This window comes from Phytopseudomonas argentinensis, from assembly GCF_900113905.1.
In the GTDB taxonomy this organism is placed as follows: Bacteria; Pseudomonadota; Gammaproteobacteria; order Pseudomonadales; family Pseudomonadaceae; genus Aquipseudomonas; species Aquipseudomonas argentinensis.
The window spans coordinates 990,343-1,016,503 of sequence record NZ_FORC01000001.1 but is presented as its reverse complement, the minus strand read 5'-3'; the positions used below and the strand labels follow the sequence as shown (position 1 = coordinate 1,016,503).

The following is a 26,161-nucleotide window of genomic DNA, read 5'->3' as shown; positions in this document are numbered from 1 at the left end:
GCAAACACCCCGCCGGGTGGCGGGGTGTCAGGTCAGCGGGCCAGCGGTGTCAGGCGCAGCAGATGCACGCGGCGGCTGTCGGCGTTGAGCACGCGGAAGCGGAATTCGCCGATCACCGTCACTTCGTTGCGCTTGGGCAGGTGGCCGAAAGCGCTCATCACCAGGCCGCCGACGGTGTCGAACTCGTCGTCGGAGAAGGCGGTGGTGAAGGTTTCGTTGAAGTGCTCGATGGGCGTCAACGCCTTGACCAGGAAATCGCCGCTGGGCAGCGGTTTGACGTAGCTGTCTTCCTCGACGTCGTGCTCGTCCTCGATATCACCGACGATCTGCTCCAGCACGTCCTCGATGGTCACCAGGCCGGCGACACCGCCGTACTCGTCGATCACCACCGCCATGTGGTTGTGGTTGGCGCGAAACTCGCGCAACAGCACGTTGAGGCGCTTGGACTCGGGCACGAAGGTGGCCGGGCGCAGCATGTCGCGGATGTTGAAGTCAGGCTGATCGGCCAGCAGCAGTGGCAGCAGATCCTTGGCCAGCAGGATGCCGAGCACGTCGTCGAGGGTCTCGCCGATCACCGGATAGCGCGAGTGCGCCGCTTCGATGATCACCGGCAGGAATTCCCGGGGAGACTGGCTGGCCTTGATGGTCACCACCTGGGAGCGCGGCACCATGATGTCGCGAACCTGCAGGTCGGCGACCTGGATGGCGCCTTCGACGATGGCCAGGGCCTCGCTGTCGAGCAGTTTGTTCTGGTGGGCATCGCGCAGGACTTCCAGCAATTCCTGGCGGTTTTTCGGCTCATGAGCAAAAGCCTGGGTCAGTTTGTTCAACCAGGACTTTTGCTCGTTGCTCGATCGGTCTTCGCTCATGGCGTTTTACTCGGGATCCCTATGTCATTCGTCGCCGGCATACGGGTCGGGATGACCCAGCTCGGCGAGCAGTATTCGTTCCAGGCTTTCCATTTCCTCGGCTTCCTCATCGTCGATGTGGTCGTAGCCCAGGAGATGCAGACAGCCATGTATCACCAGATGCGCCCAGTGCGCATCCAGGGTCTTGCCTTGCTCGACCGCCTCGCGCTCGACCACCGGCACGCAGATCACCAGGTCGCCAAGCAGTGGAATATCGAGTAATTCGTCGGGTACATCGGCCGGGAAGGACAGCACATTGGTGGCGTAATCCTTGCCGCGCCAGGTGCGGTTGAGCTCACGGCCTTCGGCTTCGTCCACCAGGCGGATGGTCAGTTCCGAGTCGGCGCTGCGCTGGCGCAGGGCGAGTGCGCACCAGGCCTGGAAGTCGGCCTCCGCGGGCAGGCGGCCAGCATCGCTGGCGACCTGCAGATCCAGTTCGATCATGGCTCGGAGCGCGCTCCCGGATCGTTGTCCGCCGGGCGGCGGTCGAACGGTTGGCGCTCGGCATCGAAGCGCTCGTAGGCTTCGACGATGCGCTGCACCAGCGGGTGACGCACCACGTCCTTGGGCTTGAAGTGGGTGAAGCTGATACCCGGCACGCCCTTGAGCACCTCGATCACGTGGGTCAGGCCGCTCTTGGTGCCGCGGGGCAGGTCGACCTGGGTGATGTCACCGGTGATCACCGCGGTGGAGCCGAAGCCGATGCGGGTCAGGAACATCTTCATCTGTTCCATGGTGGTGTTCTGGCTTTCATCGAGGATGATGAAGCTGTTGTTCAGCGTACGACCGCGCATGTAGGCCAGCGGCGCGACCTCGATCACCTGTTTCTCGATCAGCTTGGCCACCTGCTCGAAGCCGAGCATCTCGTACAGGGCGTCGTACAGCGGGCGCAGGTAGGGGTCGATCTTTTGCGACAGATCACCAGGCAGGAAACCGAGCTTCTCGCCAGCCTCGACAGCCGGGCGTACCAGCAGAATGCGGCGAATCTGCTCGCGCTCCAGTGCATCCACGGCGGCGGCTACGGCCAGGTAGGTCTTGCCGGTGCCGGCCGGGCCGATGCCGAAGTTGATGTCGTGATCGAGGATCGCCTTCACGTACAGCTGCTGGTTGGCGCCACGCGGGCGGATCATGCCCTTGCGCGTGCGCAGGGCGATGTTGGCGTGGCCGCTGGGTGCGTTCAGTTCCTCGATACCGGATTCCTGCAGGAACAGGTGCACCATGTCCGGCGACAGCTCGGTGGCGTCGGTTTCACGGTACAGGCGCCGCAGCAGGTTTTCGGCAGAGGTGGTCTGGCCAGGCTCGCCCAGCAGCTCGAACTGGTTGCCGCGGTTGCGGATCTCGATGCCCAGGCGCGATTCGATCAGGCGCAAGTGCTCGTCGAATTGCCCGCTGAGGTTGGCGAAGCGCTTGGCTTCGAAGGGTTCGAGGGTGAAGCGATGAGGTGTCGAGGTGATATTCAAGGTCGTATTGTGGCCGCCGTCGGCTGAATGGAAGGAAGAGAATAGCGCTAGCCAGGGCCGAGTGAAAGCGCGCCGATAGCCGCGCCTCGGGCAAAGATGGCCGATGATCGTGCGCGCTGGAGCCATGGGCGGCAAGAAAATCGCCGCTGCGGGCGCCTTCACGAGTTTGTAAGTGGGTCTGACTCGCTTCACTCGCGGTTCCATGGCCGCCCTGAAGGGCGTTCGGCGCGGGCGGCGTTCCCGTCGGTCTGGCGACCCGGCGCGGTTTCACCGCGCAGCCGCGCATGAGGCTATCAATGACGCTCGATCAGGGTGCCGCGCAGGGAATGCGGCATCGCCTCATCGATATGCACGTCGACGAACTGGCCGATCAGGCGCGGATTGTCGCACTGAAAATTGACGAAGCGGTTGTTCTCGGTCTTGCCCTGCAACTTGCCGGGATCCTTTTTCGAGAAGTCGCTGACCAGAATGCGCTGCACGCTGCCGACCATGCGCCGGCTGTTTTCGAAACCCTGCTGGTTGAGGCGATGCTGCAGACGCTGCAGGCGTTCCTTCTTCACTTCTTCCGGCGTGTCGTCATGAATATCCGCGGCCGGGGTGCCGGGGCGCGAGCTGTACATGAAGGAGTAGGAGAAGTCGAAGCCGACGTCCTCGACCAGTTTCATGGTCTGCTCGAAGTCTTTTTCGGTTTCGCCGGGGAAGCCGACGATGAAGTCCGAACTGATCACGATGTCCGGCACCGCTGCGCGCAGTTTGCGGATGCGCGACTTGTACTCCAGCGCCGTATGGTTGCGCTTCATGGCGGCAAGGATACGGTCGGAGCCGGACTGCACCGGCAGGTGGAGAAACTTCACCAGCTCTGGAATGTCGGCGTGGGCTTTGATCAGCGCATCGGAAAACTCCAGCGGGTGGCTGGTGATGTAGCGAATACGGTCGATGCCCTCGACGGCGGCCACCAGGTACAGCAGCTCGGCGAAGTCGGCGATACCGCCGTCGCGCGTTTCACCGCGGTAACCGTTGACGTTCTGGCCTAGCAGGGTCACTTCACGCACGCCGTTTTCGGCCAGGTGAATGATTTCGCCCAGCACGTCGTCCAACGGCCGGCTGACTTCCTCGCCCCGGGTATAGGGCACTACGCAGAAGGTGCAGTACTTGCTGCAGCCTTCCATGACCGAAACCATGGCGCTGGGGCCGTCGACCCGGGGCTCGGGCAGGCGGTCGAACTTCTCGATCTCGGGGAAGGAAATGTCCACCTGGGCGGTCTTGGTCAGCCGCGCGGCGTCGATCATCTCCGGCAGGCGATGCAGGGTCTGCGGGCCGAAGACCACATCGACATAGGGCGCCCGATCGCGGATCGCAGCGCCTTCCTGGCTGGCCACGCAGCCCCCGACGCCGATTACCAGTTCGGGGTTCTCCAGCTTCAGTTCACGCCAGCGGCCGAGCTGGGAAAACACCTTGTCCTGGGCCTTCTCGCGGATCGAGCAGGTGTTGAGCAGGATGACGTCGGCATCTTCCGGGCGATCGGTGACTTCCAGAGCCTGATGCTCGCCCAGCAGGTCGACCATGCGCGAGCTGTCGTACTCGTTCATCTGGCAACCGTGGGTTTCGATATAGAGCTTCTTGGTCATGGCGGTTCGTCGGCGGTGAAAAAATGACCGCGGATTATAGGAGGGTTGCTCGCGTGAGGCCACCGGCGATGGACGGGAGGGGCGACGCCCCGGCAAGACGGCATGCTAAGATTTGCGTCCTTTCATTGCATAGCCAGCCATTCGTCATCCATGAGCAAGCGCGACCCGATCTACAAGGTGATTTTTCTCAATCAGGGCCAGGTGTACGAGATGTACGCCAAGCAGATCTTCCAGAGCGATCTGTGGGGGTTTCTGGAAATCGAGGAGTTCGTGTTCGGAGAGCGTTCGCAACTGGTGGTCGATCCCAGCGAGGAAAAACTCAAGGCACAGTTCGAGGGCGTCGTGCGCAGCTTCGTGCCGATGCATTCGATCGTGCGCATCGATGAAGTGGAGCGCCTGGGCACGCCGAAGATCAGCGAAGCCAAGGGTGGCGGCAACGTCATGCCATTTCCGATGCCGATGCCGGAGAAATAGCCCCCGGGGCAGTGAGTCGCTGCTTGGCGCGGCGGCTTATTTGAGCGGTGCGAAGGGGGACAGGCTGTCGGCGGCCTGCAGTTCCTGCAGGTAATTGCGGAAGATCTGCCCGAGCACCTGGGTGGCGACTTCCTGTTCCGCTCGCGGCATTTGCATGGCCACTTCATCGGCGCCGTCCATGGCCTCGTCAGAGCCGTTGACCGCGGCCATTTTCAGCACGATGTAGGCCTGTACGTTGTTGGCCGCGACGCCTTCGCCACGAAAGAACATCATGCCCAGACGGTACTGCGCCTGGGCATGGCCTTGCAGCGAAGCGTGCTCGAACCAGTTCAGTGCCTGGGACAGGTCGCGCTCGCCGGCTTGACCGTTGTAATAGAACTCGCCCAGTTCGTACTGGGCCTGCGCATCGCCGTTCTCGGCGCTCTGTTGGCAGGCCTGCAAAGCGCTGGGCAGGTCTTCGGCGGCGACGTTCAGCGAACAGCTGCCAATCGCTGGGATCAGCAATGAGTTTCCGTCCGCCAAGGCAAGCGCTGGCAGCAGGAGCAACAGGCAGCCCAGGGACAGGGTGCGGCCGGTGCGCTTCATGAAGATCCGGATACCTCGACAGGCTGGCGGGTGGGTGACTGGCGAAGCCAAATGGGCTCGCCATCACATTATGAAATAAGCGACACCGTTCTTACAAAGTGTTTACCGGCTTTTCTGCCCCAGGTTGAGGCAACAATCGCGCCTGCCGGACTGACAACCCCGGTTATACGCCTTTCAAGGGCTTGCAGGTGGCCTACACAGGATCGCGCTGGCCAGCCTGCCGTTCACCTCAGGCGCCGAACGGCACCGCGGGGTTCACGCCTGTTTGAGTGCGGCGAAGGCCCGCTCGGCGGCGTCCAGGGTCAACTGCAGCTCGGTGGCGCCATGGGCGATCGAGGTGAAACCGGCCTCGAAAGCACTCGGCGCCAGGTAAACGCCGCCGTCGAGCATCAGGTGGAAGAAGCGCTTGAAACGCTCGGCATCGCTGGCCATCACGTCATCAAAGGTAACGATATCGTCGGCGCCGCTGAAGTACAGGCCGAACATGCCGCCTGCCTGAGTGGTCACGAACGGGATACCGGCGGCATCGGCACGGTCCTGCAGACCCTGCAGCAGCGAACTGGTGTAGTCGCTGAGCTCGGCGTGGAAGCCCGGCCGGCTGATCAGCTTCAGGGTGGTCAGGCCGGCGGCCATGGCCAGCGGGTTACCCGACAGGGTGCCGGCCTGGTAGACCGGACCGAGCGGGGCGATGCGCTCCATGATCGCGCGCTTGCCGCCAAAGCAGCCCACCGGCATGCCGCCGCCGACGATCTTGCCGAAGGTCGACAGGTCCGGGGTGACGCCGTAATGCGCCTGGGCGCCGCCAAGGGCGACGCGAAAGCCGGTCATCACCTCGTCGAAGATCAGCACCACGCCGTGCTGGTCGCACAGCGAGCGCAGGCCCTCGAGAAAGCCCGGCGCCGGCGGTACGCAGTTCATGTTGCCGGCCACCGGCTCGACGATGATGCAGGCCACGCTCTGGCCGACTTCAGACAGGGTCTGTTCGACCGCCTCGATGTCGTTGAACGGCAGCGTCAGGGTATGTTTGGCGAAGTCGGCCGGCACTCCCGCCGAGCTGGGTACGCCCTGGGTCAACAGGCCGGAGCCGGCCTTGACCAGCAGGCTGTCGGAGTGGCCGTGGTAGCAGCCCTCGAACTTGATGATCGCGTCGCGGCCGGTGTAGCCGCGGGCCAGACGGATGGCGCTCATGGTCGCCTCGGTGCCCGAGCTGACCATGCGTACCATCTCCATGGACGGCACGATCGAGCAGACCAGGTCGGCCATCTCGGTTTCCATGGCGGTCGGTGCCCCATAGGACAGCCCGTGGTCGAGTTGGCGACGTACCGCGTCGAGTACCTCGGGATGGCTATGGCCGAGAATCATCGGACCCCAGGAGCCGACGTAGTCGACGTAGCGCTTGTCGTCTTCGTCGGTGACGTAGGCGCCCTCGGCGTGCTTGAAGAACAGCGGCGTGCCGCCCACGCTCTTGAATGCGCGCACCGGTGAGTTCACACCGCCGGGAATGTGTTTCTGGGCGTTGGCGAAAAGCGTTTCGGAGCGGGACATGAGGGGTCTCCTGAAAGTGAGTCAGTTCGATTCGAACAGGGCGCTGAAGGCACGCGCGCGGCGCTCTACCTCGGTGGGCGAAGCGGCGGCGAACAGGGCATGGATCACGGCGATCATGCTGGCGCCCTGGTCAATCAGCGGCGCGGCGTTGTGCAGGTCGATACCGCCGATGGCGACGATCGGCAGTGCCACCTGCGCCTTGGCTTGCGCCAGTAGATCGGGGGTGGCAGCTGGGGCACCGGGTTTGGTCAGGGAGTTGAAGAAGCGCCCGAAGGCCACGTAGCTGGCGCCTTCGCTGGCCGCCTGTTCGGCCAGGGCGAGCTGGGCGTGGCAGGTCGCTCCGATGACCGCCTGGCGGCCGAGCAGGGCGCGGGCCGCCGCCAGCGAGCCATCCTGCTGGCCGAGGTGCAGGCCGACGCCAAGGCGTGCGGCCAGTTCGGCGTCGTCATTGATGATCAGCGTGGCGCCATGGCTTTCGCACAGCCTGTGCAGCGCCTCGGCCTCGCGCAGGCGGCGGGCCTCGTCAGTCGATTTGTCGCGGTACTGCAGCAGGCGCGCGCCGCCGGTCAGTGCGGCTTCCACGTAGGGCAGCAGCTTGCCGTCGGCGAGCAACTGGCTGTCGGTGATGGCGTAGAGGCCGCGCAGTTTGCCAGGCTTGGCCATCAGCCGAGATCCAGCGGCAGGCGGCGCGGAACGAACTGGCCGCGGCCGGGCTGCTCGGCATCGCGCAGGGTGCGCCAGGTGTAGTCCAGGGCGCTTTGTACCGCGCCGATCAGATCCTGGCCGAGGGCCAGGCGGCCGGCCAGGCTGCTGGCCAGGGTGCAGCCGGAGCCGTGGTAGCTGCCGGGCAGCCGCGGGCAGGTGAAGGTGCGCACGCTGCCATCGCGCAGATACAGGCGATTGTGCACGGCGTCGGGTTCGTCGCCATGGCCGCCGGTGATCAGCAGATGCTCGATATGCGCCAGCAGCCGCTCGGCGCATGCGTCAGCGCTGCCGTCGGGCAGTTCGGCGAGAATGCGCGCCTCGGGCAGGTTCGGGGTGGCGATGACGGCGCCGGGAAACAGCCGCTCACGCATGGCGAAGCCGACGTCTTGCTTGCCCAGGGCGCCACCGCCGCCAGCGCGCAGCACCGGGTCGCAGATCAGTGGGATGCCGGGCAATTTGTCCATGATCATCAGCACGGTGTCGACCATCTCCACCGAGCCGAGCATGCCGAGCTTGACTGCGGCCACCGGCATGTCGGCGATTACCGCATGGGCCTGGGCCAGCACCCAGTCGCGCTCCAGTACCCGGAAGTCGCTGACGTCCACGGTATCCTGTACGGTCAACGCAGTGACCGCTGGCGCCGCGTGGCAACCCTGGGCGAGCAGCGCCTCGATATCGGCCTGCAGGCCGGCACCGCCGCTCGGGTCATGGCCGGACAGGCACAGCACCACCGGGCGCGAGGGCGCGAGGCGGGCGGTGCTGCGCGGGTAATCGGGGAGGCCAAAGTCGATCATCTGTGTCGCGGATTCCGGCTTACGGGTACGGCGTTGGCCGCGGTACCAGGTTGAACGGGCTCGCACCCGCACAGGGCAGGCGGCATCTGGATGGGGCGCGAGCTTAACATTTTATGGCCGGCAATGAGCCCAGGCCGTCGCGGCCTTCAGCCACGTGCGTGTTTATCACCTTGAGCCCCTCGAGCGGTATTTGTACGATGGCCCTGCAGCATGGACGGCCAGCGGGCCGTAGCCTGTGCTCTCTTTATCAGCGGGTCATAAGGCGCCTGGGATGAACAATCTGTTGCGTGGTGTCTGCGTGTTGCTGTGCCTGCTGACGGGCTTCGTCCAGGCCGAGCCACGGGTGGTGGCGCTGAGCTGGGAGGCCACCGAGCATCTGCTCAAGCTCGATATCACCCCCATTGCGGTGGCCGATGCCGACCAGTACCGCGCCCAGGTGGCGCGCCCGCCGCTGCCGGCCCAGGTGCCCAGTGCGGGGGCGCGCCGCGCGCCGAACCTGGAACGACTGGCAGCGCTCAAGCCCGATCTGATCGTTATCGGCGAGCCGCTCGAGGGCATGCGCGACGAACTCGCGCGCATTGCGCCGGTGACCACCTACGGCAGCTTGTCCCAGGAGCACGACAGTTATCTGGTCGCCCGTGACGACTACCTGGCCCTGGCCCAGCGTTTCGGGCGTGAGGATCAGGCGCTGCGTGAGCTGGCCGCCATGCAGGTGCAGGTCGATGAACTGCATCGCCGGCTGGTCGAGCATTTTCGCGGGCAGTTGCCCAGGGTCGCGGTGATCCGCTTCACCTCGCCGACCAGGGCGCGCGTAGCTGGCACTGATTCGATGATCGACCATGCCCTGCAGCAGCTGCACCTGCAGCCAGCTTACCCGCAGCCGAACGAATCGGTAGTGCCGGTGCAGGCACTGGCGAGCATCGAGGACGGCGTGGTGCTGTATATCGAGCCCTTCGCCGGGCAGGCGCAGCTGTTCGCGACGCGCGAGTGGCGAGCCATGCCGTTCGTGCGCGCCGATCGTTTCGCGGCGATGCCTGACACCTGGGCCCATGGCGGGGTGTTTTCCATCCAGTACCTGGCCGAGGCCATCACCCAGGCCCTGCTGAGCCTGCCTGCGCCGTGAGCTGACGTTCGGTCGTCTTGGCGCTTGCGATGCGCGGTCGCGAACCCTAGAGTTGCCGGCATTCATATATCGAGCCATGCACGACAGCGTCATCTCGAAGGCGTGGGGCCTTGCGACGCTGCACAACATGGTCATCTGCGGGGCTGCATGCGTTTTCTCCTGATCCTTTTTCTGGCCCTTTGTCCGTGGTTGGCCAATGCCGCCGGGCCGGCGCTATTCGACGAGTACACCCGCATGCTGCCGCTGGGCGAGCACATGGCGGTGTTCGAAGACGTACGGGGTGACAAGACCATCGACGACGTCACCTCCAGCGCCCTGCAGGGCAGCTTCCGGCAGCACGACAAGGCGGTGCTGAACGCCGGCTATTCGCGTTCGGCGTTCTGGCTCCGCATCGACCTGCATTATCGGCCGCAGGCCGCCGCGCGCGCCGCCAATGTGCAGAGCTGGCTGCTGGAGCTGGCCTACCCGCCACTGGACCATCTGGAACTGTACGAGGAGGGCAGTGACGGACGCTTTCACCTTAGTCATCGCACCGGCGATGCGCTGCCGTTCTCCAGCCGGCAGATCCGTCAGAACAATTACCTGTTCTCGCTGGACTTCCATCCCGAGCAACTGCGGCGCGTCTACCTGCGCCTCGAGAGCCAGGGGTCGATCCAGGCACCGCTGAGCCTGTGGTCGCCAGCTGCCTATCTGGAAGAGCAGCCGGCGCGCATCTACGTGCTGGGCATCATCTATGGCGTGCTGCTGGTGATGCTGATCTACAACCTGTTCATCTTCATCAGCGTGCGTGACACCAGCTACCTGTATTACATCCTGTACATCGCCTCGTTCGGTTTGTACCAGGTGTCGGTCAATGGTGCGGGCATCGAGTTCTTCTGGCCGGACAGCCCCGGCTGGGCGAATATCGCCACACCCTTCCTGATCGGTGCCACGGCGCTGTTCGGTTGCCAGTTCGCCCGTAGTTTCCTGCACACCCGCGAACACAGCCCGTGGGTGGATCGCAGCCTGTTGCTGCTGATGCTCTGGGGCGCGCTGGTGATGGTGCTGGCTCTGTGTGTCAGCTATGCCCTGTCACTGCGTCTGGCCACGGTACTGGCGCTGGTGTTCACCCTGGTGATATCCACTGCCGGGGCGCTGGCCTGGCTGCGGGGCATGCGCGTGGCGCGCTATTTCCTGATCGCCTGGGCGGCGTTTCTGCTCGGCGGGCTGGTCAACACGCTGATGGTTCTCGGCTATCTGCCCAACGTGTTCCTGACCATGTACGCCAGCCAGATTGGCAGCGCCATCGAGGTGGCGCTGCTGTCGCTGGCCCTGGCCGATCGCATCAATGCCATGAAGGAGGAGCGTGCCCGCATCCTGCAGAGCGCCAGCGCCAGGCTGGAGATGCTCAACCAGCAACTGGCCGACAGCAACCGACTCAAGGACGATTTCCTGGCGACCGTGACCCACGAACTGCGCACGCCGATGAACGGGGTGATCGGCTCACTGGAGCTGATGCAAACCCTGCGTCTGGACCCGGAGGTGGAGCAGTACCAGAAGACCGCGACTCGCTCGGCGCGGGACATGATGCAGATGGTCAACGATATTCTCGCGCTCACCGAACTGCAGGCCGGCCGGCTCTACCCCCGGCGCGAAACCTTCAGCCTGCGCGGCCTGCTCGATGGGCTATGTGCGAATTTCGAGGGCCGTGCCCGCGACAAGGGCCTGGCCTTCGAGCTGGATCTCGACGAGCGCCTGCCCGATACCGTGGAAGGCGACGGGCAGAAGCTCGCCCAGGCGCTGGGCTATCTGCTCGACAATGCGGTCAAGTTCACCGCCGTGGGCAAGGTGCGCATGCGCGTGCGCGGCAATGCCCAGGCGGCGCCGGACAGCCTGCCACTGAGCATCGAGGTGATCGACGCCGGCATCGGCTTGGAGAACGTTCGCGAAACCGACCTGTACCGGCGCTTTCATCAGCTCGACACCTCGATGACCCGCCAGTACGGCGGCTTGGGCATCGGCCTGAGTATCTGCCGGCAACTGGTCGACCTGCTCGGTGGCAGCCTTGCCTACGAGCCCAACCGGGCCGGGGCGGGGGGCAGTATCTTTCGTCTCGACCTGACGTTGGCGCTGCCCGTGCAGAAGCCTGCCGAGCAGCCCGCGGTACGGCGCAGCAGCGGCGCGGCGGTCCGGGTGCCCGAACAGTGCACGGTGCTGGTGGTCGAGGACAACGCCATCAACCAGCTGGTGATTCGCGGCATGCTGCTCAAACTCGGCTATCGAGTGCGTACCGCCGACAACGGTAACGAGGCACTGGAGTGCCTGCAGCGCGAGACCATCGATGCGGTGCTGCTCGATTGCCAGATGCCGGTAATGGACGGCTTCGCCACCTGCCGCGCGCTGCGCCAGTTGCCCAACTGTGCGCAACTGCCGGTGCTGGCGATCACCGCACACAGCCAATCCGGGGACCGCGAGCGCTGCCTGGCCGCGGGCATGAGTGACTACCTGGCGAAACCGGTGAAGTTCGATGAGCTGCGCGTGCTGCTGCACGACTGGGTGCTGTGCCGTACGGCCTGAGTGACGTGTACCCAATACGGTGGTGGTCGCCCTCTAGGACCCTGGCGACAGGCAACGCGCCAGCTCGCGGGCATCGTGGCTGCAGAAAATCTCCAGCTGCGGCTGCTCCAGGGACAGGGCCCGCAGGCGCCGCTGGTTAAGCACCCGCCGTTCGTGGTCGGTGTCCATCAAGCGCTGATAGAGGCGCAGCCCAGGCGGACACCGGCGTGACGCCTGGCCGATCTCGTTGCGGAAGAAGTAGGCGTCGCCGGCATGCAGCACCCAGCCGTGTTCGCCTCGGATGGCGATGCCGGCATGGCCGGCGGTATGGCCGCGTAGCGGAATCAGCAGGATGTCGTCGACCACGCTGCGAACCGACTGGAAGCCAAACCACTCCTCCCCCTCTTCACGGTACAGCTGCCAGCGGCTGATCCCGCGCCATTGCGCAGGCACGAAGCGGCGGCGGGGCAGAAACCCTCTTGCTTGCTGCGCCGCGGCGTGTTCATCCTGCATCAGGTGAATGGTCGCGTTGGGAAAATCAGCCAGGCCGCCGGCATGGTCGAAGTCCAGGTGGGTGAGCAGGATATGGCGCACGTCGGCCGGCTGAAAACCCAGCTTGCGAAGCTGCGCCACGGCGGTGCGAGCGGGGTCGAGCCGGATGTTGTTGAGCACCCTGAACAGCCGGCTCAGCCGTGAGGGATCGCGCACGTCATCCTCGCCGAAACCGGTATCGACCAGCACCAGGCCATGCTGATCGGTCTCCAGCAGCAGACAGTGACAGCACAGGTGAGCCAGCGGCCCTTTGCTGAAGCCGTCGAACAGCGCACCGCCGAGCGGGCACATGCAGCCGCAGTCCAGGTGATGGATTCTGATCATGGCAGTTCCTGCCGTCCTGAAGGTGCCCGCAGCCGCCAGGCCGCGCGGCGCAACAGCGGCTCAATGGTGCACGTGGGCACCGGTGGGATCTTCGATCTGGAACACCTTGCCCTTCTGCCAGGCATCGGCGCCAGGCAGTACCGGCGGCCGTTCGATGTCGGCGCGCTTCTGGCGTTTTTGGGTGCTGTCGATGCCCAGGCGCCGATCACGCTCATCGACCATGCGCCGATCCACCTGACCATCGGCGGTGAAGCCCATCATCAACTGGGGCACGCCCAGCGGCAGGCTCTTTTGCTGATCGGTATGCCAGGTGTGCCAGGTCTTGCCGTAGGTACGCACCAACTTGCGCATCAACGCATGTTCGGCGACCTCTGGAATCCCAGGGGCGACCAACTGGCCGGATTTCACTTCATGCACATGACTGTGCCACAGCGCCTTTTCCGCGTCGGGCAGGGTCTTGAACAACTGCTCGCTGATGATGTACTCGACACCCATCAGCTTGGCATCCTTGACGTTGCCGTCGTAGATCACGCACTGAATCAGCTCCTCGCTAAGCACGGCGCAGTAGTGATGGGCCTCCATCTGCGCCTGCGGTCTGCCATTGTAGAAATGAAAACCGTCGAGGTAAGCGTTCAGGGCTGCCACGGGAGCGTGAGACTGCAGGCTGGCTGCGCCTGCTTCCAGCATTCGGGTATCGGCCTTGGTCGGCGCGCCCTCGGTGCCAACGTTGGAATGACTCTTGGCCGCAATGCAGCCGCCCAGCGGCAAGATGGCCAGCAGTGGCAGCAGCGCCAAGCCCGTTCGCGCGATCATGGTGGACTCCTGTCAAAGCCGAGCCCGGCAATGGCCGGGCTCGAGGGTGCGATCAGTGGTGGGTCTGGCTCTGCAGCTTCTTCGCCATTTCCAGGTGATGTTCCAGCTTGGGCAGGGTCTTCTTGGCCCAGGCGCTGACTTCCGCATCATCGGATGCTGCCGCTTGCTGAAAGAGCTTGATGGTCTGCTCGTGAGCCACCACCTGGTTGTTGGCGTAGGCCTTGTCGAAGTTCTCGCCGTCGCGTACCTGCAGGATCATGGCCTTGGCCTTGTTCATCAGCTCGGCGTCGTCGGAAACCTCAAGGTTTTTCTTCTTGGCCAGTGCCTTTAGCTCTTCGTTGGCACGGGTGTGGTCATCGATCATCGCCTGGGCGAATTTCTTCACCTCGGCGCTGCTGCCTTTCTCGAGTGCCAGCTTGCCGGTTTCGATTTCCGCGATGCCCTTGGCCGACGCCTCCTCGGCAAAGTCATTGGCACTGACTTTGTCGGCGGCCTGGGCCATGGTGGCGAAGCCGAAGAGCAGGGCGGCGGTTGCGCTGATCAATACACCTGTGCGTTTCATGTTGATTCCTTGTTAGGTCGATTGCTGGGCTTGAGCGCCGCTCAAGGCGACAGCTGTAGCCACTGTCGATTGGCATGAGTAATAAAGGGAATTAACGAAGCGGTCTTTCAATGAACACCGTCTCCTTAATGGCCTACCACCCGGGGCAGGTAAAAAGTTGGAAAGGGTCGTTGCCGGAACGTTCGAGAAAAAAAGCAGTGAGAACGATGAGTGGTAGGTTTTATAACGCGCGTATAAGGACTGTATAAGAAATGGCAACGTAAGTTGTGCCAGGCGCGCGGAAGTCGCGTGCTGTAAAACTGCAGACTTTCTTGGATTTATTCAACAATTATTTGTTTATCGAACATGCGGTTCGCAGTGCAGTCAGTGCATAGATAAGGTCGCTTTTTAGTTAAGAGATCGCAGGCTTGATAACAGCATTTCGCCATGCCATTGGGCCGTTCGAATTCACTGATGAGGCAGCACCATGAAAGAGCCGATATTCCTGATCGATTACCTTTGTGATAACCAACCCATGCACCTGGAGGTGACAGCCGACACCGAGACCATGTCGGTCGAGCAGGCGCAGCAGCATGTGCAGAACGCGGGTGCCAAGGGCCGAATCACCGACGTACAGGTCAGCAAGATCACCCGTACCCATGAGCCGGGTACCACGCCCGGGCATCAGCGGCAGCCTTGAAGCCAATGCAGCCAGCCGGCGCCTGGCGCCGGCTGGTAGATGGTGCAAAGCGTGCTGCCTTAACCTAGCGCTTGGCTTCCAGTCCCGGGGTGTCGGAGCGGTCCAGAAAGGCCTGGCTCAATTCCGGCAGGTGGCTACGAAGCCAGTCAGCCATGGCGATTTCCTGCTGCAGGATCGCTTCACAGTCCTGTTGGGTCTGCGCGTCCCCCGCTGCCTTGGCAGCTGCAATGAGTACCGTGTAGGAAGCGATTTCCAGGGTTTCGAATACATAGCCCGACATGGCGCCTTTGACCACTTCATCGCTCATCATCATGCCGCCCATGGCCTGACCGAAGGCCATTAGTTTCCCGCTCAGGTCCTTCAGCGTGGAAGGTTCGCTGCCCAGGCGCGCCAATGCCCGTTCCAGGGTCTCGCGCTGACCTATGGTTTCTTCGATATGTTTTTCAATACGCGTGCGCAACTTTGGGTAATTGTGCAGGCGCTCTTTCTGGGCGCTCAGCATCTGTTCCGCTTGTTGTTCCATGGCATGGGCATCGCGCAGCCAGTTCACCAGGTTTTCACGTGTCGTGGTCATCATCGAATTCCGTGGTTATTAGCAAGTAGGAATTCCGAGAGAGTGGCGGGGACAGAGGTTCAGTCATTTTCGCCAACGGTATTAAACGAAGCGGTATTAAGCGAAGCGGCGGGGTACTGTTGTTCTCCGAAGTTGCCGTTTCGCTTAATTGTAAACTTTGTTTTTTCTTGAACTAGCTGCGCACTTTCGCATTCGGTTACTACAAGGCCCATCAGGGCAGGGAGCGAAACCATGAAGGGAATTATTACCGGTGAGGAGAACAGTCCATGTTCGTACACAACAAGCAGTTGCAGTACACGGTAAGAGTCGCGGGGCCCAATCCGGGTCTGGCGAATCTGCTGCTCGAGCAATTCGGTGGCCCGCAAGGTGAACTGGCAGCGGCCATGCGTTATTTCACCCAGGGCCTGGCTGAAGACGATGCAGGCCGCAAGGATCTGCTGCTGGACATCGCCACCGAGGAACTGAGCCACCTGGAAATCATCGGCTCGATCGTCGGCATGCTTAACAAGGGGGCCAAGGGTGATCTGGCCGAAGCCGTGGAAGAGGAGGCGGCGCTTTACCGCTCGCTGACCGAAGGCGGCAACGACTCGCACATCACCTCCCTGCTGTACGGTGGCGGCCCGGCGCTGACCAACTCTGCGGGGGTGCCCTGGACGGCGGCCTACATCGATACCATCGGTGAGCCCACAGCGGATTTCCGCTCCAACATCGCTGCCGAGGCACGTGCCAAGATCATCTACGAACGCCTGATCAACGTCACCGATGACCCGGGCGTCAAGGATGCGCTGGCCTTTCTGATGACTCGCGAACTGGCGCACCAGAAGTCCTTCGAGAAGGCGCTGCATGCCATCCAGCCGAACTTCCCGCAGGGCAAACTGCCGGGCATCCCGGAGTTCACCAGCGTCTACTTCAATATGTCACAGGGTGCAGAGGATCGTCGTGGCCCGTGGAACGAGGGCGATCAGTGGGAGTTCGTCGACAACCCGCAGCCTGCGGTCGATGGTGGAGACGGCACTGCTCAGGTGATGTTGCCCGCCAAGCAGGCCGAGACGCTGTTGCAGATGGCCAAACGCACCGCCTCGGATCCGACCCTGGATTCGATCACTGGCGCTGATCTGGGCTCGGGTGCAGCGCGCAAGCCCAAGTAGGGGCAATCATGCCTCGAGTGATTCGAGGCGGGTGGATATCAGCCAGGCGAGCGATGCTCGACCTGGCTTTTTTTGTGCCTGCAATCGCTTGCCTGCCGGAAATGCTGGCAATTACCGCTGATCCTTCAGGTTGAATCTTTTTTCCCGTGCCGGTCTCCCACTTCCATAAGGCCGCATCGTTTAACCGGCTTCGCCCGCAACGGCCACACCAAGAATCGTTTGAGTGCCGCATGTTCACTGGTGCTCTTGAACTGCCCACGCAAGGCTCCGACCATGACGACTTTGATGCCGATCTTCACCACGACCAGCCAGGACTGCAGCTTTCTCCAGGCCGGCCCTGCGCGGACGCTGTACGAGCGCCTGCTGCAGCCTGAGCTGGACGCGAACGCGCTGCAGGAGGCTCGCAGCTTCCTCGATGAACAGCTGGTTCAGGCCCGGGCGTTGCCTTGCGAGGTACCGACGCAGCCAGAGGCATTGCTCGAATGGATGCGCGGTGGCGCGCAGCGCACCACCGAGGCGTATGGGCAGTACCTGCAGGAGCGCCGCCAGGGCGCGCCGCGACGTTACTTCAGCAACCGTGCCCATGCCTTGTACTTCCTGCGCCATGTTGCGCCCACCAAACTGGTCGATGGCGCCTGGCTGTATGGGCTGCTCAGGCATTGGCAGGAGCTGCGCCTGCGCCCCTTGTTGCGTACCTATCTGGAAGAGCTGGGCGATGGCGTTCCGGCCATGAACCACGTGGTGCTCTACAAGCAGCTGCTTGCCCAGCACGACTGCGATGAACTGGCCGAGCTCGACGACAGTCATTTTCTCCAGGGTGCGCAGCAGCTCGCGCTGGGTCATCTGGCCGAAGATTATCTGCCCGAAGTGATCGGCTATAACCTGGGTTATGAACAGCTGCCCCTGCACCTGCTGATCACCAGCTTCGAACTCACCGAACTGGATATCGACCCTTATTATTTTCAGTTGCATGTGACCATCGACAACGCCAGCTCGGGTCATGCGCAGAAGGCCGTGCAGGCGGTTCTCGAGAATCTGCCCCTGGTGGGCGACCGTGACGAGTTCTACCGCCGCGTGCTGCGCGGCTATCAGCTCAATGACCTGGGCGTGGGCTCGACGGCGGTCATCGCCGCGTTCGATCTCGAAGACGAGGTCTGCGCCATGCTCGAGCGTAAACGTGAGGTGGCCACCCAGGTGCATTCCGATTACTGCCGGATCGAAGGGCGCACGGTCAACGAGTGGCTGAGCGAGCCTGGCCAGGTGCGCGCCTTTCTCGACGCCCTGCAGAAGCGCGGCTGGATTCGCCGCGACGAGGACCCGCAAAGCAGCCGATTCTGGCAACTGGTGCAAGGTGATCGAGCTGCCATGTTTGGGGTGTTCAGCAGCTACGAGCAGCAGTTGCTGCACGACTGGATCGCCGGTAGCTGGGCGCCGCCGCGGGCCCGTGGCCGGCACCGTCGGCGTGCAGCGCCGGCCGTTGCCGAGCAGGCTGCCGGGTTGGACGACGAGGCCCAGGCTCTACATGCCGCGCTGCGTGGGCTGCCGGCTCAGCAGCAGGCCGACAAGCTGATCGAGCTGATGTCGCCAGCCAGCCATTTCACGCCGGCAGGTCTGCTGGCCACGCGCCTGTTCAACGCCTATCTCCAATAAACATGTCCGGGGCACCGATGCACAGCGAGCAGAATACCGTACAGCAACAGGCGCTACTGGGCCTCGGCCAGGCTCTTGTTAAGCAAGGCTACCGATTCGTCACCGCCACGCCGCTGACCCACGAACGGGTCAATGCACGGGCTGAAAACAGTCAGGCCCGGGATCTTGCCGGGGTGTTCGGCTGGAGCCGGCCGTTTGCCGCGCCGCTGCTTGGCGACGAGCTGCTGGAATTGCTGCGTGCCGGTGGCGCGCTGCAGGAGGAGGGATCTCTGCACGCCAGCGCGGTACGCTGGTCCAGCCTTGGTGACAACCTGTTCGTGCATTCGCGCTACCCGACGGTGCAGACCGACGCGGTGTTCTTCGGCCCCGATACCTATCGCTTCGTGCGGGCTATCGATGCCTGGCTCGGCACGCCCTCCGCCACGCAGGTAACACGGGCGGTGGACATCTGCTGTGGAGCCGGTCCGGGTGCATTGTGCATTGCCCAGGCGCGGCCGAGCGCCGAGGTGCTTGCCGTGGATATCAATCCGCGGGCGCTGCAATTCACCCGCATCAATGCCGCACTCGCAAAGCTTACCAACGTCGAGGCGCACTACAGTGATCTGCTGAAAAACGTGGACGGTGAGTTCGACCTGATCGTCGCCAATCCGCCCTATATGCTCGATGCCGAAAGTCGCGCTTATCGCAATGGCGGTGGCGAACTTGGCGCGGGGTTGTCCGAGGCCATCGTCGAGGCGGCGCTGCCGCGGCTGGCCCCAGGCGGTAGCCTGTTGCTCTACACCGGCGTGGCCATGACTGCGGCGGGCGATCCCTTTCTCGCCTACGTCAAACGCACGCTTGGCGACCAGTCGCTGGCGTGGCGTTATGAGGAAGTGGATCCGGACGTATTCGGCGAAGAGTTGCTCAAGCCCGGCTACGAGCAGGTCGAGCGTATCGCTGCGGTGGTTCTGACCGTTACTCGCACCGCGGGCTGAGCGGTGGCGCTGGGGGCAATGACTCGCCCTCAGCGCCTGGACCTTAAGCGCTTTCGATAAAGCGCCGAATGCGCTGCGCCGCTTCCACGCATTGTTCAAGAGGGGCGACCAGCGCCATGCGAATCCGCCCGGCCCCCGGATTGAAACCGTCCACCTCACGGGACAGGTAGGAGCCGGGCACCACGGTCACGTGTTCCCTGGCAAACAGGGCGCGGGTGAATTCGGCATCATCGCCCGGCGTCCTGGCCCACAGGTAGAAGCCGCCATCCGGGCGCTGCACATCGAGCACGTCGCCGAGAATCTCCAGCACGGCATCGAATTTCTCGCGGTACAGGTCGCGGTTGGCACGCACGTGCGCCTCGTCCTGCCAGGCCGCGACGCTGGCCAGCTGGGTTTGTACCGGCATGGCGCAGCCATGGTAAGTGCGGTACAGCAGGAACGCCTTGAGAATCTCCGCGTCGCCGGCCACGAAGCCCGAGCGCAGGCCGGGCAGGTTGGAACGCTTGGACAGGCTGTGAAACACCACGCAGCGCTTGAAATCGCTGCGGCCCAGCTCGGCGCAGGCGGTCAGCAGGCCCGGTGGCGGGCTGTCCTCGTCGAAATACAGCTCGCTGTAGCACTCATCGGCCGCTATCACGAAGTCGTAGCGGTCGGCCAGGTCGATCAGTTTCTTGAGGATCGGCAGCGGAATCAATGCGCCGGTCGGGTTGCCGGGCGAGCACAGGAAGAGAATCTGGCAGCGCTGCCAGACCTCCGGCGCCACGGCATCGAAATCCGGGTTGAAGCCGTGTTCGGCCAGGCATGGCAGGTAATGGGGCTGGGTGCCGGCGAGCAGGGCCGCGCCCTCGTAGATCTGATAGAACGGGTTGGGACTTACCACCAGGCCATCGACATCGCGCTGCGCCACGGTCTGGGTGAAGGCGAACAGCGCTTCGCGGGTGCCGTTGACCGGCAGCACGTGGCGGGCGGCATCCAGCCAGCCGGTCGGCACCTGGAAGCGCCGCTCGCACCAGCCGACGATGGCTTCGCGCAGTGCCGGGATACCCAGCGTGGTCGGGTAGACCGCCAGCTGGTCAAGGTTATCGGTCAGGGCCTGGGCGACGAAGGCCGGCGAGCGATGCTTGGGTTCGCCGATCGACAGGGCGATGGGCGAGCGATCCTCGGCGGGGGCGACACCGGCAAGCAGGGCACGCAGTTTCTCGAAAGGGTAGGGCTGCAACTGGGCGAGGGCGTGGTTCATGGTGATCCGACGGGTCCTGTATGGGGCGGCGACAAAGGTGCCGACACTAGCACGTGGGCCGGGCGAGGAAAATTGCTTATGCCGTTCCGAGGCCTCGGCTCGGGGTCGCCATCCCCAACTGCACTGACCGGCAACACGTCAAGCAGGGAGTGGCAGATGGTTGTCCAAGGCACGTTGCAGGCAGCCGTAGGTTGCGCTTGCAGGGCTGTAGCGCGGGCTTTTCAGCCACTCTTTCGAGTCGCCGGCAATCGCGCGGATTTTGCCGAGCGGCGCTAAAGAGCTGCAGCCTCTAGCCGATAGCCTGGGCGTAATCCATTCCTGCCGTCCTTCAGCGAGAGCTCCTTCATGCGCACCTTAAAATTCAGCCACAAGATCATGCTGGCTGCTTCCCTGGTGGTCATTGCGGCCTTCGCATCCTTTGCGCTGTACAACGACTACCTGCAGCGCACGTCGATTCGCGACAATCTGGCCAATTACCTCAACGATGTCGGTCAGGTATCTACCGGCAACATCCAGCACTGGCTTTCTGGGCGCATGCAACTGCTCGACAACCTGGCCGAATCGGTACAGGACGACAGCGCGCCTGCATCGCTGGCCAGAAACCTGCAGCACCGCAGCATCGCCTCGGCTTTTCTGTATGCCTACTACGGCCAGAACGACGGCACCTATACCCAGTTTCCCGCCAGTGAGCTGCCTGCCGGCTATGATCCGCGCCAGCGCCCCTGGTACAAGAGCGCGGCAGGCGCCAGCGGCCCTGGCCTGACCGAGCCCTACCTGGCAGCCGACCCGCGCGATGGCCTGCTGATCACCATCACCCGCCCGGTCAGTGTCGGCGGTACCTTGCAGGGCGTGGTTGGCGGTGATCTCAAGCTGCAGACCATCGACGATATCCTCAACTCCTTCGACCTGGGTGGCATGGGCTATGCATTCCTGGTCGATGACAAGGGCACGATGCTGGTGCACCCCGACAAGAGCCTGGTGCTCAAGAAGCTGCCGGAGCTCTACCCCGAGGCGACGCCGCGCCTGGAATCCGGCCTGCAAAACACCACCGGCATCGATGGCAGTGCGCGCATCGTCACCTTCCTGCCGGTACAGGGCCTGACCGGGGTGCGCTGGTACGTCGGTCTGTCGGTCGATGAAGGCAAGGCCTTTGCAGCGCTGCAGGAATTCCGCCTCTCGGCACTGACCTCGACAGTGATCGGGGTGATCGCCATCCTGCTGTTGCTCGGCGCGCTGATCCGCATCCTGCTGCGCCCGCTGCACGTGATGAGCCATGCCATGAGCGGCATCGCCGAGGGCGAGGGCGATCTGACCCAGCGCCTGAAAATCGATTCCGGCGACGAGTTCGGCGAGCTGGCCGGGGCCTTCAACCGCTTTGTCGAGCGTATTCACGAGTCGATTCGCGAAGTCGCCTCGACCACCCGTGAAGTGCATGCCCGGGTCAGTACCGTGGTGCAGGCGTCCAACGCGTCGATGGGCAACTCCAGTGAACAGGCCGCGCGCACCGACAGCGTCGCCGCGGCGATCAACGAGCTTGGCGCCGCCGCCCAGGAAATCGCCCGCAACGCCGCCGACGCCTCGATTCAAGCCAGCGAAGCGCGCCGCGATGCCGAGGAAGGTCAGGGCATGGTCGAGCGCACCCTGGGCTCGATGGGCGACCTGTCGGACAAGATCCAGGCCTCGGGCAGCCATATCGAGCTGTTGAGCGAGAAGAGCAACGACATCGGCCAGATCCTCGATGTCATCAAGGGTATTTCCGAGCAGACCAACCTTTTGGCGCTCAACGCCGCCATCGAGGCGGCCCGTGCTGGCGAAGCTGGCCGTGGTTTCGCGGTGGTGGCCGACGAGGTGCGCAATCTGGCCCAGCGTACCCAGAGTTCGGCGCAGGAAATCCAGCAGATGATCGAGCAGCTGCAGACCGGTGCCCGCGACGCCGTGGCGACCATGAGCGAGAGCCGCCGCTTCAGTGACGACAGCGTGCGCATCGGTGGGCAGGCGGGCGAGAACCTGCGCGGGGTGACCCGCCGCATCGGCGAGATCGATGGCATGAACCAGTCCGTGGCCACCGCCACCGAGGAGCAGACCTCGGTGATCGAAAGCCTGAACATGGACATCACCGAGATCAATACGCTGAACCAGGACGGTGTGCGCAACCTGCAGGCCAGCCTGAATGCCTGTACCGAGCTGGATCAACAGGTCGGGCGGCTCAAGCAGCTGGTGGACAGCTTCAGGATCTGAAGCCGGCCGCGCGGGCCTCAGCGCCCGCGCGGCATTCTAGATGCTGATCTGCGAGGGGCTGGGGCTGCTGGTGGCCGACAGCCGGGTGATGATCGCCTGTTGCAGGCGGGCACACAGCTCGGGGTCGGACAGCGGCTGGTTGTCGGCATCGGTTACAAAGAACACGTCTTCCACCCGTTCGCCCAGGGTGGCGATCTTGGCGTTCTGCAAGGACAGGTCGAAATCCAGGAAGATGCGTCCGACCTTGGCCAGCAGGCCGGGGCGATCCGGGGCGGTCAGTTCCAGCACGGTCACCGGTCGCTGGGCATCATTGTGGATGGTCACCTGGGGCGCAAAAGCGAAGTGCTTGAGCTGGCGTGGCACTCGGCGCTGGATGATGCTCGGGTATTCGTCCGGATGCATCAGGGTATCGACCAGGCTCTGGCGGATCTGCTTGATGCGCGCGGGGTTGTCGCCGATCGAGCCGCCTTCGGCTTCCAGCACGATGTAGGTATCGAGGGTGAACTGGCTGGTCGACGTGAGAATCCGCGCGTCGTGGATGTTCAGGTTCAGCTGTGCCATGGCCGCCACCGTCACCGCGAAGAAGTCGTGCTGATCCGGTGCATAGATGAAGATCTGCGTGCCGCCCTCGAACTCGCGCTGGGTGGTTTCCTTGATCAGCACCAGTGGGCCGCCGTCATCGGGGTGCTGGAGGATCGCGTCGGTGTGCCAGGCAACGTCGCTGGCAGTGTGGCGCAAGAAGTAGTCATCGCCCAGTTGCGACCACAGCTGCTCGACGTCGTCAGGGTCGGTGCCGCCATTGATCAGGGTATCGAGCGCCGCGCTCTGGGTCAGGCGAATCTGCTCCTCGCGCTCTACCGGGTTCTCCAGGCCGCGGCGCAGCGCGCGCTTGGTCTCCGTATAGAGTTGGCGCATCAGGCTGGCCCGCCAGGAGTTCCACAGGGTCGGGTTGGTGGCGTTGATGTCGGCCACGGTGAGCACATAGAGGTAGTCCAGGTGCGTCTGGTCGCCGACGAATGCGGCGAAGTCGTTGATCACCTGCGGATCGGATAGGTCCTTGCGCTGGGCGGTGGTCGACATCGCCAGGTGGTTCTGCACCAGCCAGACGATCAGCCCGGTGTCCCAGGCGGGCAGGTGGTGGCGCTGGCCGAAGGCTTCGGCGTCGACCGCGCCCAGTTCCGAGTGGTCACCACCGCGGCCCTTGGCGATATCGTGATAGAGCCCGGCGAGATAGATCAGCTCGGGCTTGGGCAGCTTGTCGATCAGCTTGCTGGCCAGCGGAAACTTCTCGGCCAGTTCCGGCCACTTGAACTTGCGCAGGTGCTTGATCAGGTTGAGCGTGTGGGCGTCGACCGTGTAGATATGGAACAGGTCGTGCTGCATCTGCCCGACGATATGACCGAACTCGGGCAGGTAGCGGCCGAGGATGCCGTAGCGGTTCATGCGCCGCAGGTTGCGGTGGATGCCCTGTTCGCACTTGAACAGCTCGATGAACAGACTGGTATTGCGGATGTCCTTGCGAAAATCGTCGTCGATCAGGTGACGGTGATCACGCAGCAGGCGAATGGTGTCGGCGCAGACGCCATTGAGTTCGGGGTGCTGGGCCATCAGCACGAAAATTTCGATGATCGCGAACGGCGTACGCTTGAAGACGTTGGCGTGGGTGACCTCGATGTAGCCGTCGCGCACCTGGAAGCGACTGTTCAGCGGCTTCGCCGGCAGGCTGTCGCCGGTGCGCAGGATCTCCTCCTCGAAGTGCTGGTTGATCAGGTCACTCAGCTCGGCGATGGCCATCACCACCCGGTAGTATTTCTGCATGAAACGTTCGATGGTGCGCTTGGTGTCGCCTTCGTGGTAGCCGAGCAGCTCGGCTACCTTGCTCTGGTGATCGAACAGCAGGCGATCCTCGGCACGCCCGGCCAGCATGTGCAGGGCGTAGCGCACCTTCCAGAGAAACTCCTGGGAGGAGGCGAGCAGGGCGTATTCGCTTTCCAGCAGGAAGCCCTGGCCGACCATCGCATGCAGGTTCAGGGTGCCGAAGTGCCGGCGCGCCACCCACAGGATGGTCTGGATATCGCGCAGCCCGCCGGGCGAGCCTTTGACATTGGGCTCCAGGTTGTACTCGGTGTCGTTGTACTTGGCGTGGCGGGCCTTCTGTTCGTCGCGCTTGGCCAGGTAGAACGCCTTGCTCGGCCACATGTGGGCGCTGGAGGTCACTTCCTGCATGCGTTCGCGCAGGTGCTCGGGGCCGGCGATGGTACGGCTTTCCATCAGGTTGGTGATGACCGTCAGATCGGCGCGGGCCTGTTCGCCGCATTCGGCCACCGAGCGCACGCTCTGGCCGACCTCCAGGCCAATGTCCCAGAGCAGGGTGAGAAAGCCTTCGATCGGCTCGCGAAAGGTTTCCTGGTCATCGCCGCCGAGCAGGATCAGCAGGTCAATATCGGAATAGGGATGCAACTCGCCGCGGCCGTAGCCACCCACCGCCAGCAGGGCGATTTCCGCCTCGCTACTCCAGCTGAAGCGGTTCCAGGCCTCGAGCAGGATCTGGTCGGTGAAGCGTGCGCGATCCTCGACCAGGCGGCGCACGTCGCGGTTGTCGCGAAAGCGTGCGTCCAGCACCTCGTGGGCGCGGCGAATGGCTTTCTTGAAGGCGCCGATGGGGCTGGACTTGAGTGCCAGTTCCGCCTGGAACTGGCCGCGATCGAACAACTCGGCGTCTAGCAGCGACATGCGGCGGCCTTCCTTTATCTATAGGGGATGCGCGTATCAGGCTGAGGTGCGGGCAATGGTGTCGTCGCTGCGCAGGGTGAAGATCTCGTAGCCATCGGCAGTGACCAGCAGGGTGTGCTCCCATTGCGCGGACAACTTGCGATCCTTGGTGATCGCCGTCCAGCCATCACCCAGCACGCGGGTTTCGGGGCGACCCTGGTTGATCATCGGCTCGATGGTGAAGGTCATGCCTTCCTTGAGTTCCATGCCGGTGCCGGCGCGGCCGTAGTGCAGCACCTGCGGGTCTTCATGGAACACCGAGCCGATGCCATGGCCGCAGAACTCGCGAACCACCGAGAAGCCGTTTTTCTCGGCATGCTTCTGGATCACCTCACCGATGTCGCCAAGGCGCGCACCGGGGCGCACCACTTCGATGCCTTTATAGAGGCACTCCTGGGTGACCCGCGACAGGCGCTCGGCCCACTCCGGCACCTTGCCGACGTGGAACATGCGGCTGGTGTCGCCGTAATAGCCGTCCTTGATGACGGTGATGTCGATATTCATCACGTCGCCTTCCTTGAGCGGCTTGTCGTTGGGGATGCCGTGACAGACCACGTGGTTGAGCGAGGTGCAGATGGATTTCGGAAAGCCCGGACGACCTGGCGCGGCGCCATAGTTGAGCGGCGCGGGAATAGCCTTCTGCACATCGACGATATAGTTGTGGCAGAGGGCGTTGAGCTCGTCCGTGGTGACGCCGGGTTTGACATGTTCGGCGATCATTTCCAGTACGTCGGCGGCCAGGCGACCGGCGATGCGCATTTTCTCGATTTCGTCGGGCGTCTTGAGGGTGACGGTCATGGTGATCTCGGTTGTTCTGTAAAGGCTGCATGGTAACAGTTTGCGCCGCCAACCTTGAAGCGCCCGCGCGCGGGGGCAGG

The 26,161-nt window shown here is 63.5% G+C and carries 23 protein-coding genes; 8 read left to right on the top strand and 15 right to left on the bottom strand.

From position 1 onward, the window contains the following. Nucleotides 1–32: 32 nt before the first annotated feature. The 4 genes from BM154_RS04640 to miaB all read right to left on the bottom strand — a co-directional run bounded on the left by BM154_RS04640 (nt 33) and on the right by miaB (nt 3,996). Nucleotides 33–869: an HlyC/CorC family transporter gene (locus BM154_RS04640; protein ID WP_074881195.1), complete on the bottom strand. Its 837-nt coding sequence runs from the start codon at nt 867–869 to the stop codon at nt 33–35. A 24-nt stretch (nt 870–893) separates the two neighbouring features. Further along, entirely contained in the window at nt 894–1,352 is a 459-nt protein-coding gene (gene ybeY / locus BM154_RS04635; RefSeq protein WP_074881194.1) for an rRNA maturation RNase YbeY, read from the bottom strand. Further along, nucleotides 1,349–2,368 carry a PhoH family protein gene (locus BM154_RS04630; protein WP_074881193.1) on the bottom strand — a complete coding sequence of 340 codons (1,020 nt, stop codon included), beginning with the start codon at nt 2,366–2,368 and terminating at the stop codon, nt 1,349–1,351. Before BM154_RS04630 ends, ybeY begins: the two co-directional genes overlap by 4 nt. A 293-nt stretch (nt 2,369–2,661) precedes the next feature. Next, on the bottom strand, nt 2,662–3,996 hold the full coding sequence (gene miaB, locus BM154_RS04625) for a tRNA (N6-isopentenyl adenosine(37)-C2)-methylthiotransferase MiaB (protein ID WP_074881192.1): 1,335 nt from the start codon (nt 3,994–3,996) through the stop codon (nt 2,662–2,664). 150 nt (nt 3,997–4,146) lie between these two features. On the opposite strand from miaB, the gene BM154_RS04620 reads away from it, so the two are divergent. Continuing rightward, nucleotides 4,147–4,470 (top strand): DUF1820 family protein, encoded by a 324-nt coding sequence (locus BM154_RS04620; RefSeq protein WP_074881191.1) that lies wholly within the window; start codon nt 4,147–4,149, stop codon nt 4,468–4,470. Between the two features lie 36 nt (nt 4,471–4,506). Here BM154_RS04620 and BM154_RS04615 read toward each other — a convergent pair whose 3' ends face one another. The 4 genes from BM154_RS04615 to BM154_RS04600 all read right to left on the bottom strand — a co-directional run bounded on the left by BM154_RS04615 (nt 4,507) and on the right by BM154_RS04600 (nt 8,099). After that, nucleotides 4,507–5,055, bottom strand: a complete 549-nt coding sequence (locus BM154_RS04615; RefSeq protein WP_074881190.1) for a tetratricopeptide repeat protein — start codon at nt 5,053–5,055, stop codon at nt 4,507–4,509. Between the two features lie 255 nt (nt 5,056–5,310). Continuing rightward, the gene (gene hemL / locus BM154_RS04610) at nt 5,311–6,600 is read right to left on the bottom strand and encodes a glutamate-1-semialdehyde 2,1-aminomutase (RefSeq protein WP_074881189.1); all 1,290 of its coding nucleotides are present in this window, start codon (nt 6,598–6,600) and stop codon (nt 5,311–5,313) included. 21 nt (nt 6,601–6,621) lie between these two features. Next, nucleotides 6,622–7,263 carry a thiamine phosphate synthase gene (gene thiE, locus BM154_RS04605; RefSeq protein WP_074881188.1) on the bottom strand — a complete coding sequence of 214 codons (642 nt, stop codon included), beginning with the start codon at nt 7,261–7,263 and terminating at the stop codon, nt 6,622–6,624. Then, complete coding sequence (locus BM154_RS04600; protein WP_074881187.1) at nt 7,263–8,099, bottom strand: bifunctional hydroxymethylpyrimidine kinase/phosphomethylpyrimidine kinase; 837 nt, start codon at nt 8,097–8,099, stop codon at nt 7,263–7,265. Before BM154_RS04600 ends, thiE begins: the two co-directional genes overlap by 1 nt. Nucleotides 8,100–8,370: 271 nt before the next feature. Here BM154_RS04600 and BM154_RS04595 point away from each other — a divergent pair, with 271 nt between their 5' ends. Beyond that, nucleotides 8,371–9,222, top strand: a complete 852-nt coding sequence (locus BM154_RS04595) for an ABC transporter substrate-binding protein (protein WP_074881186.1) — start codon at nt 8,371–8,373, stop codon at nt 9,220–9,222. Between the two features lie 147 nt (nt 9,223–9,369). Beyond that, complete coding sequence (locus tag BM154_RS04590) at nt 9,370–11,778, top strand: hybrid sensor histidine kinase/response regulator (RefSeq protein ID WP_074881185.1); 2,409 nt, start codon at nt 9,370–9,372, stop codon at nt 11,776–11,778. 33 nt (nt 11,779–11,811) lie between these two features. Here BM154_RS04590 and BM154_RS04585 read toward each other — a convergent pair whose 3' ends face one another. The 3 genes from BM154_RS04585 to BM154_RS04575 all read right to left on the bottom strand — a co-directional run bounded on the left by BM154_RS04585 (nt 11,812) and on the right by BM154_RS04575 (nt 14,008). Continuing rightward, nucleotides 11,812–12,630, bottom strand: coding sequence for an MBL fold metallo-hydrolase (locus tag BM154_RS04585; protein ID WP_074882374.1), 819 nt, complete (start codon nt 12,628–12,630; stop codon nt 11,812–11,814). A gap of 63 nt (nt 12,631–12,693) precedes the next feature. Beyond that, nucleotides 12,694–13,446 (bottom strand): OBAP family protein, encoded by a 753-nt coding sequence (locus tag BM154_RS04580; protein WP_083414449.1) that lies wholly within the window; start codon nt 13,444–13,446, stop codon nt 12,694–12,696. Nucleotides 13,447–13,498: 52 nt separating this feature from the next. Further along, the gene (locus tag BM154_RS04575; RefSeq protein ID WP_074881184.1) at nt 13,499–14,008 is read right to left on the bottom strand and encodes a DUF4142 domain-containing protein; all 510 of its coding nucleotides are present in this window, start codon (nt 14,006–14,008) and stop codon (nt 13,499–13,501) included. A 466-nt stretch (nt 14,009–14,474) separates the two neighbouring features. Between BM154_RS04575 and BM154_RS04570 the strand changes: the two genes are divergently transcribed. Continuing rightward, a complete protein-coding gene (locus BM154_RS04570; protein ID WP_074881183.1) occupies nt 14,475–14,687 on the top strand; it encodes a hypothetical protein in 213 nt (70 codons plus the stop codon). 64 nt (nt 14,688–14,751) lie between these two features. Here the strand turns inward: BM154_RS04570 and BM154_RS04565 are convergent, their stop codons facing one another. After that, nucleotides 14,752–15,261 (bottom strand): ferritin-like domain-containing protein, encoded by a 510-nt coding sequence (locus BM154_RS04565; protein WP_074881182.1) that lies wholly within the window; start codon nt 15,259–15,261, stop codon nt 14,752–14,754. Nucleotides 15,262–15,527: 266 nt separating this feature from the next. On the opposite strand from BM154_RS04565, the gene BM154_RS04560 reads away from it, so the two are divergent. The 3 genes from BM154_RS04560 to BM154_RS04550 all read left to right on the top strand — a co-directional run bounded on the left by BM154_RS04560 (nt 15,528) and on the right by BM154_RS04550 (nt 19,033). Then, on the top strand, nt 15,528–16,409 hold the full coding sequence (locus tag BM154_RS04560) for a manganese catalase family protein (RefSeq protein ID WP_074881181.1): 882 nt from the start codon (nt 15,528–15,530) through the stop codon (nt 16,407–16,409). A 273-nt stretch (nt 16,410–16,682) separates the two neighbouring features. Continuing rightward, complete coding sequence (locus BM154_RS04555; RefSeq protein ID WP_074881180.1) at nt 16,683–18,059, top strand: iron-containing redox enzyme family protein; 1,377 nt, start codon at nt 16,683–16,685, stop codon at nt 18,057–18,059. Nucleotides 18,060–18,076: 17 nt separating this feature from the next. Further along, complete coding sequence (locus tag BM154_RS04550; protein WP_074882370.1) at nt 18,077–19,033, top strand: methyltransferase; 957 nt, start codon at nt 18,077–18,079, stop codon at nt 19,031–19,033. 43 nt (nt 19,034–19,076) lie between these two features. On the opposite strand, the gene dapC is transcribed toward BM154_RS04550, so the two are convergent. Beyond that, nucleotides 19,077–20,273 carry a succinyldiaminopimelate transaminase gene (gene dapC, locus BM154_RS04545; protein ID WP_074881179.1) on the bottom strand — a complete coding sequence of 399 codons (1,197 nt, stop codon included), beginning with the start codon at nt 20,271–20,273 and terminating at the stop codon, nt 19,077–19,079. A gap of 345 nt (nt 20,274–20,618) precedes the next feature. On the opposite strand from dapC, the gene BM154_RS04540 reads away from it, so the two are divergent. After that, nucleotides 20,619–22,511: a methyl-accepting chemotaxis protein gene (locus BM154_RS04540; protein ID WP_074881178.1), complete on the top strand. Its 1,893-nt coding sequence runs from the start codon at nt 20,619–20,621 to the stop codon at nt 22,509–22,511. Nucleotides 22,512–22,547: 36 nt separating this feature from the next. Here the strand turns inward: BM154_RS04540 and BM154_RS04535 are convergent, their stop codons facing one another. Beyond that, complete coding sequence (locus tag BM154_RS04535; protein ID WP_074881177.1) at nt 22,548–25,244, bottom strand: [protein-PII] uridylyltransferase; 2,697 nt, start codon at nt 25,242–25,244, stop codon at nt 22,548–22,550. A 36-nt stretch (nt 25,245–25,280) separates the two neighbouring features. Further along, nucleotides 25,281–26,081, bottom strand: coding sequence for a type I methionyl aminopeptidase (gene map, locus BM154_RS04530; RefSeq protein ID WP_074881176.1), 801 nt, complete (start codon nt 26,079–26,081; stop codon nt 25,281–25,283). Between the last annotated feature and the right edge of the window lie 80 nt (nt 26,082–26,161).